The organism is Kitasatospora sp. GAS1066B (assembly GCF_041262605.1).
Taxonomy (GTDB): Bacteria; Actinomycetota; Actinomycetes; order Streptomycetales; family Streptomycetaceae; genus Kitasatospora.
This window is the reverse complement of the sequence record NZ_JBGCCO010000009.1, coordinates 128,390-142,964: the sequence shown is the minus strand read 5'-3', so window position 1 is coordinate 142,964 and position 14,575 is coordinate 128,390. Positions and strand designations below refer to the sequence as shown.

The following is a 14,575-nucleotide window of genomic DNA, read 5'->3' as shown; positions in this document are numbered from 1 at the left end:
CGCCGAGGGTCGCTGCCGTTGCCGGTCGGGTACGCGTCGAGGCCCTCGGCGGTGGTCGTTCGGCCGGGGTGCGGGTCGGGGTGACTACGATCTGAGGGCGCGCGTCGTGCCGTCGGTCGGTGTCGGGGAGGGGTCACGCTGTTCGGGCTGCTGTCCCGCCTGCTGGCGTCCAGGCGGGCCGATGAGGACCGGTGGGACACCCGGCCGACGAGGGCGCACGTGCTCGCGGTGGTCCGCACCCTCACCTCGGCGACCCGGGTGATGGACGTGTTGCCGCTGCTGCGGGCGCGGGACGGGATCGAGCTGTACATCACGGTCAACCCGGGCTCGGCCTTCACCGCCGGGCTGGACGCGTACCTGGAGTCGCTGGACGGGATCACGGCGCTCAGCTGGTCGGCGGCCACCCGGCGGGGCTTCGACCTGGCGGTGGCTTGCACGGTGAACAGCTCGATGCGCCGGTTGCGGGCGCCGCTGGTGGTGCTGCCGCACGGGGCCGGGTACAACCGGTTGGTGCGTCCGACCACCGGTGACGACGTGTCGCCGGCCGGGCTCTCCCGGCAGGAGCTGACCTGGCGCGGGCGGGTGGTGCCGGCGGTGATCGGGCTCTCGCACGAGGAGCAGCTCGAACGGCTGCGCCGCTCCTGCCCGCAGGCGCTGCCGCTGGCCCGGGTGGTCGGCGACCCGTGCTTCGACCGGCTGCTGGCCAGCCTGGCCGAGCGCGACCGGTACCGGCGGCTGCTCGGCGCGGTCGGCGGGCGCCGGCTCGTGGTGGTCAGCTCGACCTGGAGCGAGCACTCGCTGCTCGGCCGCTGCCCCGACCTGCCGCTGCGGCTGGTGCGGGAGTTGCCGGCCGACGAGTACGCGGTGGCCGTCGTGCTGCACCCCAACATCTGGGCCCGGCACAACCCGCTGGACCTGCTGCGCGAGGCGGTGTCGGCCGGGCTGCTGGTGGTGCCGCCGCAGAACGGGTGGCAGGCGGCGCTGGTCGCGGCCGACTGGGTGGTCGGCGACCACGGCTCGGTCTCGCTCTACGGCGCCGCGCTGGACCGGGTCACCCTGCTGGCCGCCACCGGCGAGGCCGAGCTGGCCCCGGACTCCCCCAGCTACGCCTTCGGTCGCGGCGCCCCCGCGCTGGACCCGGCAGGACCGCTCGAGCCGCAGCTGCGCCGGGCCGCCGAGCAGCACCAGGAGGCCTCGGACAACGTACTGTTGACGCTCACTCAGCGCTCGCTGGGCGAGCGCGGCCACTCGGCCCGGATCCTGCGCGAGCTGCTCTACTCCTACCTGGCGAACGTCGAGGAGCCCAAGGAGGAGGCACACACCACGCCCTACCCGGATCCGGCCCCGGCCGACCTGGCCCGGGTGAGCGCCTACGACGTGCTCGGCGAGGCCACCGGTGATGACGGCGTGCGGATCCGCCGCTACCCGGTGGGCCCCGGACACCTGGCGGCCCGCGGTTTCTACGCCGTGACCGCCGAGGCCGGCCTGCGCCGCCGCCAGAGCGCCGAGGTGATCGCGCGCACCGAGCCCGGAGCGGATCCGGAGCCGCTGGTCTGGCTGGCCCGGGTGGCGGGCCAACTGCCGGGCCTGGCGGTCGCGGTGGCCGCCCTCGACGAGGACCGCCACCTGGTGCGGCTGCGCTCGGGGGTGGTCCTTCAGGCGCAGGCGGTGCGCCCCTGGGGGACGGCGAGCGCGCCGCTGGACCCGGTGCTGCTGGGGGCCGCGGTGGCGGTGCGTCAGCAGGAGGAGCTGGCGGGCCGGGAGCTGGTGATCGAGGCGGGGCGGCGGGTCAGGGTGCGCTTCACCGCTCGCCCGTAGCGCCCCCGGCCTCAGTCCGAGCAGTCCGCGCCGGGCAGCACCCCCGCAGCGCCGCGCAGTTCGCGGATCCGCTCCCGGCAGGCGCGGGCCAGCCCGGTGTCGCCCACCCGCTCGGCCAGCCCGGCCAGCAGCTCCAGCGCCTGGTCCGCCTTGAACCGGTGGCCCAGCCGCAGCGCCAGGTCGGCGGCCCCGGACAGTCGCTCGATCGCCGCCGCCGGCTGCCCCAGCGCCTCGTGGATCCGTCCGCGCAGGATGCCGAGCCGCATGATCATCACCTGGTCACCGGTCCGCTCGGCCAGCTCGGCGGCCCGCTCCGCCTCCGCCAGCGCCCGCGCCGGTGCCTCAGGTCGGTCGGGCACGGCGAAGAGCGCCTGGGCCAGGTTGTAGCTCTGCACCACGATGCCGTGCGTGTCACCGGCGTTGGCCTCCCGGGCCTCGGTGAACATCGCCACCGCTGCCTCGGCCCGGCCCTGCGCCAGGCAGAGCAGGCCCTGCGACTCGCGCAGCATGCCGGCCAGCCGCGAGTCCGTCACCCGGGGCAGCAACTCGCCGGCCAGCGCGAGCTGCGCGGCGGCGAGTTCGTGCTCGCCGAGCTCGTAGTGGGCGCGGGCGAGCTGGTTGCGCATCCGGATCTCCGCGTCCGGGCGGGCGTCCCAGCCGGCCGCCTCGACCCCCAGTTCGTGCGCCTCGATCCAGTCGGCGTAGAGCTTGCGGCCGTGGTAGAGCGGCCACAGCGACTCGCACAGCCGCCAGACGGCACCGTGCAGGCGCTGCGCGGCAGCCGCCCGCAGCAGCACCAGGATGGTCGCGCTCTCCCGCTCCAGCCAGTCGAGGTCCGGCGCGTGGTCCGTCAGCAGATCCGTCAGCAGGCCTGCGGCGGGCGGCTCCTGGAGGCGGAAGCGCTCGCCGAAGGAGCGGTCGGCGAGGGCGGTGCGGTGCAGGTAGTAGTCGAGCAGGCGGCGCTGCACGGCCGCGATCTCGGCGGCGCTCAGCGCTCCGGCGGCCCGGCGGGCGGCGTGCTCGCGGACCAGGTCGTGGCAGCCGAACCGGTCCTCGGCCGGGTCCTCCGGCGGCTCGCCGGCGACCGGCAGTTCGTCGATCAGGTGCGCGTCCAAAAGGTCGTCCAGCGCGGGATCGACCGGGCCACCGCCGGCGGCGACCTGGAGGACCTCGCGGGTGAACCGGGCCCCGGGCAGCACCCCGATCAGCTGGTAGAGCCCGCGGGCCGGTTCGGGCAGCCCGGCGCAGACCGCTTCGAGCGCGTCGTCCACCCCGTCCTGACGCGGCCGGTCGGCCAGCGCGGCCACCACCCGGCGGACCGTCAGCTGCCGGCGCCCGATCAGCTGCGAGCCGACCGCGTTCAGCGCCAGCGGCAGCCCGCCGCACCGGGTGACCAGCTCGGCCAGCTCCTCCTCCGTCCCGCGCCCGGACCCCAGCCAGCCGCGGACCAGCTCGCTGCCGGCCCCGGTGGTCAGCGGCGGCACGGTGAGCACCTGGGCGCCGTCCAGCGCCAGGTGCTCCAGGCGCCTGCGCCCCGCCACCACCGCCAGGCCGTCGCCCGGCAGCAGGGCGCGGACCTCGGCCGGCTGCTCCACGTTGTCGAGGAAGACCAGCAGCCGGCGGCCCTTGGTGATGCTGCGGAAGAGCGCGCTGCGCTCGGCCGCCGTGTCCGGGATGTACTCCTTCTCGACCTGCAGCGCGCGCAGGAAGCTACCGAGCACCTCGCCGAGGTCGACCGCGCCCTGGTGGCGGATCGCCGCCAGGTCGGCGTAGAGGTCGCCGTCCGGGAACTGCGCCCGCTCGCGCTCGGCCCACTGGGCGATCAGCTCGGTCTTGCCGACCCCGCCGAGGCCGGTGAAGGCGACGATGGACGGCCCGTGGCCGTGCCCGACGCCGGCCAGCGCCTCGGTGAGCGCGGCCAGTTCGGCCGCCCGGTTGACAAAGGCCCGGCGCAGCGGCTGGATCTGCCGCGGCGTGACGTGCGGACGGTGCGGTGCACGGAAGTTGACGGTGACGTTCTGCCCCTGGACGAGCTGCTCGATCCGGCTGTCGCTGATCGAGTTGTTCACCGTCGGCCCCGGGCCGCCCGTCTCGCCCTGCGGTGCCATCCGCCGCCCCTTCCGCCGTCCGCCCTGACCGCGACCCTCCGTACCAGCCTACGGGCCGGCCGGTCGCCGGGGGCGGAAACGGGCGGGGAGTCGGGCGCGGAGCCGGGCACGGAAGCCGGCGGAGAGCAGATCCAGCGGGTCGAAGCTCCCGGGGCGGGCGCGGGTCAGCGGGTAGCAGGCGAGGCCGAGCAGGACGGCGCTGAAGTGGCCGACGCTGGTGAAGTCGCGGGCGCGCAGCATCGCGATGCCGTAGAAGAGCAGCAGCCCGACCAGGTAGAGGTAGCGCCAGGGGCGGACGAGCAGGTAGACGAGCACCGCCTCGACGCCGGCCAGCGCGTAGCTGACGCCGTAGTCGAGGGTGAACCTGGCCCGCTCGGGGGCGTGGCCGTGCTTGATCGCCCAGTACAGCACGCCCTCGCTCAGGTAGGTGGCCCCCACGTGCGCGATGACCACCACGAGCAGCCAGCGGGCGGTGCCCAGCCAGCGTTCGGCGGGCGCCTGGAAGATGTTGTAGAGCACGAAGTAGAAGAACCAGCCGCCGCCGGCGATGTAGAAGGCGCTGGTGATCAGCACCCGGATCGGATCCGTGCCCAGCGCGTGCAGATTGGTGGAGCGGTGCTCCAGGATCCGGTGCTCCGCGTGCGGGGAGACATGGCGCAGCGCAACCGTGGTGGCGAAGAGGATCAGCAGCCAGATGTGGGTTCCTGGGGCGCTGCAGATGTAGGCCCAGTACCCGCGGAGCAGCCTGCCGACTCGGTGACCCATGGCCCCAGTCTCGGCGTTGAGCGCCCGGGCCGGAATCTTGCCACGCCCTAAGTATTGACGCGATGCCATCTAAGGGTCTGTCATATGTCACATTGCGTTTGAGTCTGTGTGCTTTTGATGGATTGTCTATCGCTCGGAGCCACCATGCCCACCGCCCGCCTCCCCCGCACCGGCACGCTCACCCTGACCCTCGCCCTGTCGATCACGCTCGCCCTGACCAGTTGCCTGACCGGCTGCTCCAGCAGCACGGGCATCCCCAAGGCGACCGGGCAGATCTCGCTCACCTACCTGCAGAAGCAGGGCGACCAGCAGTACTTCAAGGACGAGGCGGCCGGCGCCCGGGCCAGGGCCGCACAACTGGGGGTCGACCTCAAGATGGTGGACCTCGGCACCGACGCGAGCCGGACGGTCACCGAGTTGCAGGCCGCGATAGCCGCCAGGAGCCAGGGGGTGATCGTGGTGGCGCCGGACCCCTCGGTGGGTCCGCAGGTGGTGCAGGCCGCCAAGGACGGCAGGGTCGCCCTGCTCGCCTCGGACGACCAGCTGTGCGGCGTGGCCACCGATCCGGCGGCCTGCGCGCACCAGGACCTGGTGCCGCGGGTCGGCTTCAGCGGCGAGCAGTTGGGGACCGCGGTGGGGCAGCGGGCGGCCCAGGAGTACCAGAAGGCCGGTTGGACCGCGGCCGACACCCGGATCATCTCCGCCTGGCAGCCGGACGTCTCGGTCTGCGGCGACCGGGTCAACGCCGCCGACGAGGCCTTCTTCGCCGCCGCCGGACGGCTGCGGGTGCTGGACGTGGCGACCGACAACACCGTCGCGGGCGCGCAGACCCAGGCGGCCGCCACCATCGCCGCCAACCGCGGCGTCAAGCACTGGGTGGTCTGGGGCTGCAACGACGAGAACGTCCAGGGCGGCATCAACGCGCTGCAGCGGGCCGGGGTCCGCGCGGACGACGTGATCGGCGTCGGCCTGGGCGCCTACCTGGCCTGCCAGGACTGGGGCAGCGGGCAGCCGTCCGGGATGCGGGCCGCGCTCTTCCTGAACGGCACCGAGGTCGGCGCGCTCGCGGTGCAGACCATGGTCGACCGGCTGCGCGGCGGCAAGGACTTCCCGGCCGAATCGCTCGCCCCGGCCGCCATGGTGGACGCCGGCAACTGGCAGTCCGGCGGCGTCAAGTGCTCCTGACGGCACGTCGGTTCCGGCCTTCCCGGCCAACGCTTATCGATTGTTGATCGCCGCTGGCTAGCCTCGTCCGGGTGAACGAGACCAGCGCGACGACCCCGCCCGAGTGGTGCCAGCCCGGCGACCTGGAGAACTTCGTCCTGCTGCTGAGCGGCCTGCGGGAGTCGCTCGCGGAGGACCAGGGCGCACAGGAGCAGAGCGCGCAGGTCGGGGGTGCGCAGGGGCAGGGCGCTCACGAGTAGGGGCGCGCCTCTCCGCCCCGTACATCGGGCGAACATCAGCGCTCCGTCAAGGAGGATTACGGGAGGTTACGAGAGGGTGGTGTGCCGATGGGCCGCCGGCATCCCCGCCCGCCGTACGTCCCCGCAAGCGCCGGCTCGTCGGTCTCCGCCCTGCCGTGCTGACGCGGTGTTCACCGCTCCCGACGCGGCTTGAGCAGGTCTTCGGCCGCCGCCGCCAGGGCTTCGGGCGGGCCCGTGACGGGTTTCCCAGTCACTCCACAGCGGGTCCTCAGTCGGGCCCGGGCGGCCGTGCGCGCCTTGCGGCGCCCGCCCGCGCGCTCCGGTCGGGCCCGGGCCGATGGTCATGACCTTCGTCGCGAGGTCGCTACCATCGGCACTGGTGAGGGACCCCGTGCCAGACATTCCCGGCGGACCGGCCCCGGGCCCTTGGGGCGGTTCTCACACCTACGTGATCGCCGCAATCCACGGTGGATGCGGCGCAACCCGAAAGGCTCGTACGTGACTGCGCCCCAGGAGCACTCCTTCGCCGACCTCGGCAAGGTGCTGGTCATCATTCCGACCTACAACGAGGCCGAGAACGTCGAACGGATCGTCTCGCGGGTCCGGACCGCCGTGCCCGAGGTGCACGTCCTGGTCGCCGATGACAACAGCCCCGACGGCACCGGCGGGATCGCCGACAAGATCGCCGAGCAGGACGGCAACGTCCAGGTCATGCACCGCAAGGGCAAGGAAGGCCTCGGCGCCGCCTACCTGGCCGGCTTCCACTGGGGCATCGACAACGGCTACGACGTCCTGGTCGAGATGGACGCCGACGGCTCGCACCAGCCCGAGGAGCTCTACCGCCTGCTGACCGCACTGCGCGGCGCCGACCTGGTGCTGGGCTCGCGCTGGGTGCCGGGCGGCAAGGTGGTCAACTGGCCCAAGTCGCGGCTGTTCCTCTCGCGCGGCGGCTCGACCTACTCGCGGCTGATGCTCGGGGTGCCGATCCGCGACGTCACCGGCGGCTACCGCGCCTTCCGCAAGGAGACGCTGCTGGGGCTGGGCATGGACCAGGTCGCCTCGGCCGGCTACTGCTTCCAGGTCGACCTGGCGTTCCGCTCGGTCTCCAGCGGCTTCAAGGTCGCCGAGGTGCCGATCACCTTCGTCGAGCGCGAGCACGGCGCGTCCAAGATGAGCCGCAACATCGTCTTCGAGGCGCTCTGGCGGGTCACCGTCTGGGGCCTCCAGGCCCGGGTGGCCAAGCTCACCGGCAAGGGCGGCAGGAAGTAGTCGAGCAGCGGTGGACAGCGCGCGAAGGCCCGTACGTCTCGACGTACGGGCCTTCGCGCGTCTCCCGCCCGGTCGGCCGGTGCGCCCGGCCGGGGCGGCGGATCGGTCAGTGCAGCCGGGCGAGCCGGGCGGCGATCGACGGCGGGGCCAGGTCGCGCTGGAGCGCGACCGGCACCTGGAGCCGGCCCGGGCCGTCGCCGGCGGTCAACGTGCCGACCACGGTGCCGGCCGGGGCGGTATGACCGATGCCGCCGGGCGTCCCGGTCAGCTTGAGAGTGGTGGAGGTGCCGGTGAAGCCGGGCACCGTGATGTCCTTGGTCGCCACCACCGGGAGCCGCCCACCCAGCCCGTCGTCCAGGTAGCCGACCACCTCGCCCTGCTTGGCCAGGGTCTCGCCGGTCAGCGCCGACTGGCCAGCGGTGATGATCTTCGAGCTGACGGTCTGCGCGGCCCGCACGATGTCGTCGGTGGCGGTCTGCGGCTGGCCCAGGGTCACCCCGAGCAGCAGCTGCCGGGTGCCGCCGACGTCCTTGGTCGCCGCCCACATCAGGCAGCTGCCGGCCGGCGAGCTGGAGCCGGTCTTGGTGCCGATCACGCCGTTCTTGTTGAGCAGGTAGTTGGTGTTGATGATCTTGGTGCCGGCGATGGTGGCGCTCGGCTCGGCGACGATCTGCTGGAAGATGTCGCTCTGCACCACCACCTCGGCCAGCTTCAGCTGGTCCCGCGCGGTGCTCTTGGTGTTGGCGTCGTAGCCGGCCGCGTCCACGTAACTGGTGTGGGTCATACCGAACTTGGCCGCCTGGTCGTTCATCTTCTTGACGAACGCGTCCTCCGAGCCGGCGTCCCAGCGGGCCAACAGCCGGGCGATGTTGTTGGCACTGGGCAGCATCAGCATCTCCAGCGCCTCGTACTCGCTGATCTGCTGGCCCTCGGTCACCTTGGCGGTGGACTGGTCGACGTTGCTGGACTCCTGGGCGGCGGCCTGGTCCACGGTGATCATCGGGCCGGACTGGCCCTTGGCCAGCGGGTGGTCGCGCAGGATCAGGTAGGCGTTCATCACCTTGGTCACGCTGGCGATCGGGACCGCGGTGTCCTTGGGACCCGAGCTGCCGAGGCTGCCCAGGCCCACCACCTCGGCGGCCGCCTGGCCCTTGGCCGGCCAGGGCAGCGCCAGCGGGTCGCCGCCGAAGGTGTAGGAGGTGGCGGCGGTCAGCTTCACCTGGGGCGCGGGCAGCGGGCGCAGCAGCTGGGCCACCCCGACGCCGCCGGCCAGCACGCCGAGCAGCAGCGCGCTCACGGCGGCCCGCCTGAGCACACGACGCACCTTGGCGCCGGGCTGGGTGCTGGGGGCGGCGGGACCGGCCGGCGCCTCCTCGTCCTGCTCGGGCGGCGCCGGGGGCAGCAGCGGGACGGGGGGCAGCGGCGCGGGGGCAGGCGGCAACGGTGCGGGGGCGGGCGCCGCGGGGGTGAGCACCAGGGGGGCGGGGGCGGACTCGGGCTGCGGCTCGGGCTCAGGCTCGGGCTCGACGCTCCGTTCAGCTGACGACACATCAGCTGACGCCGCCTCGTCCACCGCCTCGTCCACCGGCGCCGCCGGCTCCGTCCGCATCGCGAGACGCGGGTCGGCTGCCTGCGGCGTCTCCTCGGCAGCGTCGGCCGGTTCGGCCGCCTCGGGCTCGGGCAGCCGCAGGAAGGTGGTCTGCATGTCCGCATCCCGGACGCGCAGCTGGACGGTCGGCCCGCCCTTGACCACCGTCCCCTCCCCCTCCGGCGGCGCCGCGTCGGCCTCGGGCTGCTCCCGCTCCCCGTCCTGCACCTTCTCCGGGGCGTCGCCCACCTGTCCCGACCTCCTCTTTCGCAGTCACTGTGATGCGTCGCGGGGGTTCCACCGCCGCGGGTCCGACCTGTACAGTCTCCGCCACCACGGCTCGTTCGCACCCCGCCACACCCCGTCCGACCGGCGGTTATTCCGCGCAACCGGCTCGTCCCCGGCACAGACGTCACCCTCTCGGCCCCCGGTTCCCCCGCCGGCGAGACGCCTCGAAAGAGTTCCCGGCCCAAGGTCACGATTCGGAGGCGTACTCGACAAGTCCGTGTGAGAGGCGTCACGCTGTCATTCATCCACGCGGGGAGGCTTGGATGGGCAAGAGCCGTAGAACAATTCCCGAGGAACTCCTGCTGCTCGCTTTGGACCCGACCACGGGCACCACGGCGCAGCCGCAGACCCTCGACCTCGGACTCGCCGGGGCACAGCTCGTCGAGCTGTCCCTGGCCGGACGGATCGTCCCGGACGGTGACCGGATCGCCGTGGTGCTGCCACGGCCGACCGGTGATCCGACCCTGGACCACGCCCTGGAGCTGCTGCGCCGTCGCGGCAGCCCGGTGCGTGCCGTGCACTGGATCGGCGGGCCCCGGCTGGGGCTGCGGCAGACCTATCTGGCGCATCTGGAACGGTGCGGCATGGTCGCCGCCGTCCCGGGCCAGGTGTGCGGGGTGCTGCCGACGACGCGTTATCAGGCGTCGGACGACTGTACGAACGCTGCGATCAAGCAGCGGCTCGACACAGCCATCCGCACCGGCGTCCCACCGGATCCTCGGACGGCCGCGCTGGCCGCACTGGCGCACGCCGTCGGCCTGGGCAAGCACCTCTACCCGGGCAACGAGGGCAGATCCTCACGGTCGCGACTGCGCGACCTGATCCGCTACGACCCGCTCGGCGGCATGGTCGCGCACGCCGTGATGGACGTGCAGAACGGCCTGCCGGCCCAGACGGGCCGGACCGGCTCGACAGGCCGGGTCGCCCCGGCCGCCCGCACGGGCGGGGACCAGGTCCCACGAAGCCGCACCGAGCCCGCCGCACCCACCCGGGTCGGCGTGCGATGAACTGACGGCCCCACGGCCTACGGGGCGGTCGCTCCCGGCACCTGCCGGAAGCGACCGCCCCTGTGTCGTCCCCGGAGCCGGTCCGGTCGGCTGTCTCGGTCGGCTTGTCTCGGCGGCTGCGGGACCCGCACTCCGCATACAGATCGCATTACCACTGAAATCGTCCCGGCGTGCGGCTTTCGCCCAGTCCGACGGTCGTCGAGCCATATCCCGGCGAGGAGCGGATCGGAGGTGACATGCTGCTGAGAAAGAGGGGGTTGGTCCCACTGTCCCAGCCGTCGAACGGCGACGGGCCGCTGCCTGCCCCGCCTCGCTGCCCAACCGCCACAAGCACCATAGAGGTCCCGCCGGAGGTCCCCGTGTCCGCCAGCAGCAACCCCACCGTCCGCCGCAGAAGGTTGGGCGCGCAACTGCGCCACCTGCGGGAGCAGCGAGGCATGACCGCCGAACAGGTGGCCGACGTCCTGATGGTCTCCCAGTCGAAGATCAGCCGGCTGGAGAACGGCCGACGCAGCATCAGCCCGCGCGACGTGCGCGACCTCTGCGAGCTCTACGAGGTCACCGACCCGAAGATGCGCAACAGCCTGCTGGAGATGGCCCGGGAGTCCAAGCAGCGCGGCTGGTGGAACGACTTCGGCGACATCCCCTACAGCGTCTACATCGGACTGGAGGCGGCGGCCTACTCGATCCGCGCCTACGAGTCCTCCTTCGTGCCCGGCCTGCTGCAGACCCGGGAGTACGCCGAGGCCGTGGTGCACGGCACCCAGCCGGACACCGCCACCGACGCGATCCGCCGCCGGGTCGAGGTGCGGCTCAAGCGGCAGGACCGGCTGACCGGTGCGGACCAGCTGTCCAGCTTCTGGTCCGTGATAGACGAGGCGGTGCTGGCCCGGGAGGTCGGCGGGCCCGCCGTGATGGGTCAGCAGCTGCGCCGGCTGCTGGAGACGAGCGAGCAGGCGAACGTGAACATCCAGGTCATCCCGTTCACGCGTGGGGCCCACCCCGGCATGACCGGGACATTCTCCCTGATGGAGTTCCCGGAGTCTGCCGATTCCACAGTTGTCTACTTCGAAGGGGTGACGAGCGACCTCTACCTCGAGAAGGAGGCTGACGTCCGCCGCTATACCGGTCTTTACGACCACCTGCGGGCGGCGGCCTTCGGAGTCGCCGAGTCGAGGTCACTGATCACCACCTATGCGGAGGTTTACGAGAATGAGCTCCAAGACCCTGACCGTTGACCCGACCTGGCGCAAGAGCAGCCACAGTGGCGGGAACGGCGCCTGCGTGGAGGTCGCGGTACCCGCGCCGGCCACCGTTGCGGTCCGGGACTCCAAGGACCCGTCCGGGCCTCGGCTGCACTTCTCGCCCGAGTCCTGGCACGCGTTCGCGGGGGCCGCGGGGCACGGCGCGTTCGGCGCGGTCTGAGCTCTGAGATCTGCGGCCTTACCTGTGGGGCCTGAGGCCTGACGCCGGCTCAGCCCGCCTGACGGGAGCGCTCACCCCACCGGGTAGCGCTCGCGCCAGGCCGGCCCGGCACCCGGGCCGTGCAGCTCAGCCCCGTGGCTCAACTCCAGCACCAGGTCGTCGGCGAGTTGCAGCACGGTCCCCCGCCCTTCCAGCTCGGCCACCCACTCGGCCGGCAACGCGGTCTCCCCGTGCACCGCACCCAGCAGGTTGCCGCAGACCGTCCCGGTCGAGTCGCTGTCCCCCGAGTGGTTGACCGCGAGCAGCAGCCCGGTCCGCACGTCCTCGGCGACCAGCGCGCAGTACACCCCGATCGCCAGTGCCTCCTCGGCCACCCAGCCCTCCCCCAGCGAAGCCACCCGCTCCGCCGACGGCTCGCCGGCCCGCACCGCCGCCAGCGCCCCGCGCAGCGCCGCCGCGGTCTCCTCGTGGCTGGGCCGCTCGGCGAGCAGCGCGAGCGCCAGCTCGACCCCCTCCTCCACCGCCCCGCCGCGCAGCACGGCGTGCACGATCACCGCCAGCGCCCCGGCGGAGAGGTAGCCGGTCGGATGGCCATGCGTCAGCACCGAACACTCGACGGCGAGTTGGAAGACCAGGCCGGGCTCCCAGCCGAGCAGCAGCCCGAACGGCGCCGCCCGCATCACCGTGCCGCACCCCTTGGAGTGCGGGTTCTTCGGCGCCGCCACGGTGCCGAGCCGCTCGGCGTCCGGTCCGGAGAGCCCGGACAGGCAGGCCGAGCCCGGCGCCCGGCGCGCGTACAGCCACTCCTCGCGCCCGAGCCAGCCGAGGTCGCGGCGGCGCTCGTCCGGTCCCCAGTCGTGCTGGGTGGCCGCCCAGCGCAGGTAGGCGTGGTGCACGTCGGTGGGCGGGTGCCAGCCGGCACCGCTGCCCTGGCGGACATGGGCCCGGATGAGTCCGTCCACCGTGAAGAGGGACATCTGGGTGTCATCGGTGACGGCGCCGCGCCTGCCGTACGCCGTGACGAACCCGGTCACCCCGTCCGGACCGTGGTCGGACCGGATCTTGTCGAGCGCGTCGAACTCGATGCCGGCGCCGAGCGCGTCACCGATCGCCCCGCCGAGCAGACAGCCGCGCACCCGGCTGCGATAGTCCTGCTGCTGGGCGCGCGACCACAGGGGTATCACGGGGATGACGGCCTTCCACTGGACGACTGGGCTCACCCGGGAGGCCTCCCCCCGGCGACACCGCACTGTAATTCGTCTCGGTGACGGCTGGCGACGCCCGGGTCACAACTCACCGCTGCGACCCGGGCCTCAGGGCCCACGGCATCAGGTTCGCGGCGTAACGCTCACGGCGTCAGCCGGTTCGGCCCCCGGAAGAGGAACACCGCGTCGCGCAGCGAGCCCAGCCCGAGCAGCACCATCAGCATCCGGCCCAGGCCCATCCCGAAGCCGCCGTGCGGCGGGCAGCCGTAGCGGAAGCAGTTCAGGTAGTCCGTCAGCGGCTCGGTCCGCATGCCCTTCTCCGCCGCCTGCTCGACCAGCACCTCGTAGCGGTGCTCGCGCTGGGCCCCGGTGGTGACCTCCAGGCCCTTCCAGAGCAGGTCGAAGCTGAGCGTCAGGTCGGGCCGTCCGGCCGGCCGGGCGTGGTAGAACGGCCGGATCTCGGCCGGGTAGTGGGTGACGAAGACGAACTCGTGCCCCGTCTGCTCCCGCACATGGCCCGCCAGCGCCCGCTCGCCCTCCGGGTCGAGGTCGACCTTGGCGCCCTCCGGGTCCCAGCCGAGTTCCTCGCGCAGGATCCGGTGCGCCTCGGCCATGGTGATCCGCGGGAACGGCAGGCTCGGCACCGTCACCTCGACGCCGAACTCCTCGCGGATCGCGGCGCCGTGGCGCTCGGCGACCCGGCCGAGGGCGTGCGCGATCATCTCCTCCTCGAACCGCTGCACCTCCTCGACGTCGGTGGTCCAGGCGAGTTCGACGTCGACGCCGGTGAACTCGGTGGCGTGCCGGGAGGTGAACGAGGGTTCGGCGCGGAAGACCGGGCCGATCTCGAAGACCCGGTCGATGCCGCTCGCGATCGCCATCTGCTTGTAGAACTGCGGCGACTGGGCCAGGTAGGCCTTGCCCCCGAAGTAGCCCAGCTCGAAGACCTCGGCACCGGACTCGGAGGCCGTGCCCATCAGCTTCGGGGTGTGCAGCTCGGTGCAGCCCGCGCCGTACGCGTACTCGCGCAGCCCCGCCTCGAAGGTGGTCTGCACGGCGAACAGCAGCTGGGCCGCCGGACGGCGCCGGATGTCCAGGAACCGCCAGTCCAGCCGGGGTTCGGGCCCCGAGTGCTCGTCGATCGGCAGCGGGGCCGTGGCTCGGTTCAGCACCTCGACCGACTCGGGGATCAGTTCCAGGCCGCCCAGCTTGACCACCGGGTTGGCCACCACCCGGCCGGTGATCCGGACGGCGGATTCGGTGGTGAGGCCGTCCAGGACGGCGGTCAGCTCGTCGTCCGCCTTGCGGTGCGTCACCTGGACGATGCCGCTCTGGTCGCGGACCAGCACGAACTGCATCGTGCTCTGCAGGCGCAGGGTGTGCACCCAGCCCGCGACGGTGACCGTCCGGTCAGGCTGCTCGGTGCGTTCGCGCAGGTCGGCGACCATGGTGCGCTCGATGGGGTGGATCATCGCAGTCCTCCGGGGACCTCGGCTGATCCCTTGGAAGTGCGGGCGAGAAGGGTGACTCGCGGTACCACCGCACTTTCACCGCCACCCGGCCGCTGGTCTCGCCGGGCAGTGGCCTCTTGCACTGCTCAGCGCTCCGGAGTGTCTTCACCGTGGGGCACGAGACCGCCTTCACAGCTGCCGGCGGCTCTCTCGGCTCGCGGAATCCC

General features: G+C 72.9%; 12 protein-coding genes. 7 read left to right on the top strand and 5 right to left on the bottom strand.

The annotated features are described in order from the left end of the window. Positions 1-219 precede the first annotated feature (219 nt). Positions 220-1,818: a hypothetical protein gene (locus tag ABH937_RS12580; protein ID WP_280689608.1), complete on the top strand. Its 1,599-nt coding sequence runs from the start codon at positions 220-222 to the stop codon at positions 1,816-1,818. Positions 1,819-1,829: 11 nt separating this feature from the next. Here ABH937_RS12580 and ABH937_RS12575 read toward each other — a convergent pair whose 3' ends face one another. Both ABH937_RS12575 and ABH937_RS12570 read right to left on the bottom strand, forming a co-directional pair. Then, positions 1,830-3,926, bottom strand: a complete 2,097-nt coding sequence (locus ABH937_RS12575) for a hypothetical protein (protein ID WP_370218231.1) — start codon at positions 3,924-3,926, stop codon at positions 1,830-1,832. 48 nt (positions 3,927-3,974) lie between these two features. Next, complete coding sequence (locus ABH937_RS12570) at positions 3,975-4,691, bottom strand: rhomboid-like protein (protein ID WP_370218230.1); 717 nt, start codon at positions 4,689-4,691, stop codon at positions 3,975-3,977. Between the two features lie 144 nt (positions 4,692-4,835). On the opposite strand from ABH937_RS12570, the gene ABH937_RS12565 reads away from it, so the two are divergent. The 3 genes from ABH937_RS12565 to ABH937_RS12555 all read left to right on the top strand — a co-directional run bounded on the left by ABH937_RS12565 (position 4,836) and on the right by ABH937_RS12555 (position 7,384). Next, the gene (locus ABH937_RS12565) at positions 4,836-5,876 is read left to right on the top strand and encodes a substrate-binding domain-containing protein (RefSeq protein WP_280689611.1); all 1,041 of its coding nucleotides are present in this window, start codon (positions 4,836-4,838) and stop codon (positions 5,874-5,876) included. A 71-nt stretch (positions 5,877-5,947) separates the two neighbouring features. Further along, positions 5,948-6,115 carry a hypothetical protein gene (locus tag ABH937_RS12560; RefSeq protein WP_370218229.1) on the top strand — a complete coding sequence of 56 codons (168 nt, stop codon included), beginning with the start codon at positions 5,948-5,950 and terminating at the stop codon, positions 6,113-6,115. Between the two features lie 498 nt (positions 6,116-6,613). Further along, positions 6,614-7,384 (top strand): polyprenol monophosphomannose synthase, encoded by a 771-nt coding sequence (locus ABH937_RS12555; RefSeq protein ID WP_370145532.1) that lies wholly within the window; start codon positions 6,614-6,616, stop codon positions 7,382-7,384. Between the two features lie 106 nt (positions 7,385-7,490). On the opposite strand, the gene ABH937_RS12550 is transcribed toward ABH937_RS12555, so the two are convergent. Continuing rightward, complete coding sequence (locus ABH937_RS12550; RefSeq protein ID WP_370218228.1) at positions 7,491-9,221, bottom strand: D-alanyl-D-alanine carboxypeptidase family protein; 1,731 nt, start codon at positions 9,219-9,221, stop codon at positions 7,491-7,493. Positions 9,222-9,523: 302 nt separating this feature from the next. On the opposite strand from ABH937_RS12550, the gene ABH937_RS12545 reads away from it, so the two are divergent. From ABH937_RS12545 to ABH937_RS12535, 3 genes are all read left to right on the top strand, one after another. Further along, complete coding sequence (locus ABH937_RS12545; protein ID WP_280689615.1) at positions 9,524-10,267, top strand: GPP34 family phosphoprotein; 744 nt, start codon at positions 9,524-9,526, stop codon at positions 10,265-10,267. Positions 10,268-10,626: 359 nt separating this feature from the next. Beyond that, on the top strand, positions 10,627-11,505 hold the full coding sequence (locus tag ABH937_RS12540) for a helix-turn-helix transcriptional regulator (RefSeq protein ID WP_280689616.1): 879 nt from the start codon (positions 10,627-10,629) through the stop codon (positions 11,503-11,505). Further along, on the top strand, positions 11,480-11,692 hold the full coding sequence (locus ABH937_RS12535) for a DUF397 domain-containing protein (RefSeq protein ID WP_370218226.1): 213 nt from the start codon (positions 11,480-11,482) through the stop codon (positions 11,690-11,692). The genes ABH937_RS12540 and ABH937_RS12535 overlap by 26 nt, the downstream gene beginning before the upstream one ends. A 71-nt stretch (positions 11,693-11,763) precedes the next feature. Here ABH937_RS12535 and ABH937_RS12530 read toward each other — a convergent pair whose 3' ends face one another. After that, positions 11,764-12,912, bottom strand: coding sequence for an ADP-ribosylglycohydrolase family protein (locus ABH937_RS12530; protein WP_370218225.1), 1,149 nt, complete (start codon positions 12,910-12,912; stop codon positions 11,764-11,766). Between the two features lie 128 nt (positions 12,913-13,040). Beyond that, positions 13,041-14,369, bottom strand: a complete 1,329-nt coding sequence (gene aspS, locus ABH937_RS12525) for an aspartate--tRNA(Asn) ligase (protein WP_370218224.1) — start codon at positions 14,367-14,369, stop codon at positions 13,041-13,043. Positions 14,370-14,575 lie beyond the last annotated feature (206 nt).

Coding starts and splice junctions, on each gene's coding strand:
- ABH937_RS12575 (WP_370218231.1), bottom strand. CDS start 3,926: ATGGCACCGCAGGGCGAGACGGGCGGCCCGGGGCCGACGGTGAACAAC.
- ABH937_RS12570 (WP_370218230.1), bottom strand. CDS start 4,691: ATGGGTCACCGAGTCGGCAGGCTGCTCCGCGGGTACTGGGCCTACATC.
- ABH937_RS12565 (WP_280689611.1), top strand. CDS start 4,836: ATGCCCACCGCCCGCCTCCCCCGCACCGGCACGCTCACCCTGACCCTC.
- ABH937_RS12545 (WP_280689615.1), top strand. CDS start 9,524: ATGGGCAAGAGCCGTAGAACAATTCCCGAGGAACTCCTGCTGCTCGCT.
- ABH937_RS12535 (WP_370218226.1), top strand. CDS start 11,480: ATGAGCTCCAAGACCCTGACCGTTGACCCGACCTGGCGCAAGAGCAGC.
- aspS (WP_370218224.1), bottom strand. CDS start 14,369: ATGATCCACCCCATCGAGCGCACCATGGTCGCCGACCTGCGCGAACGC.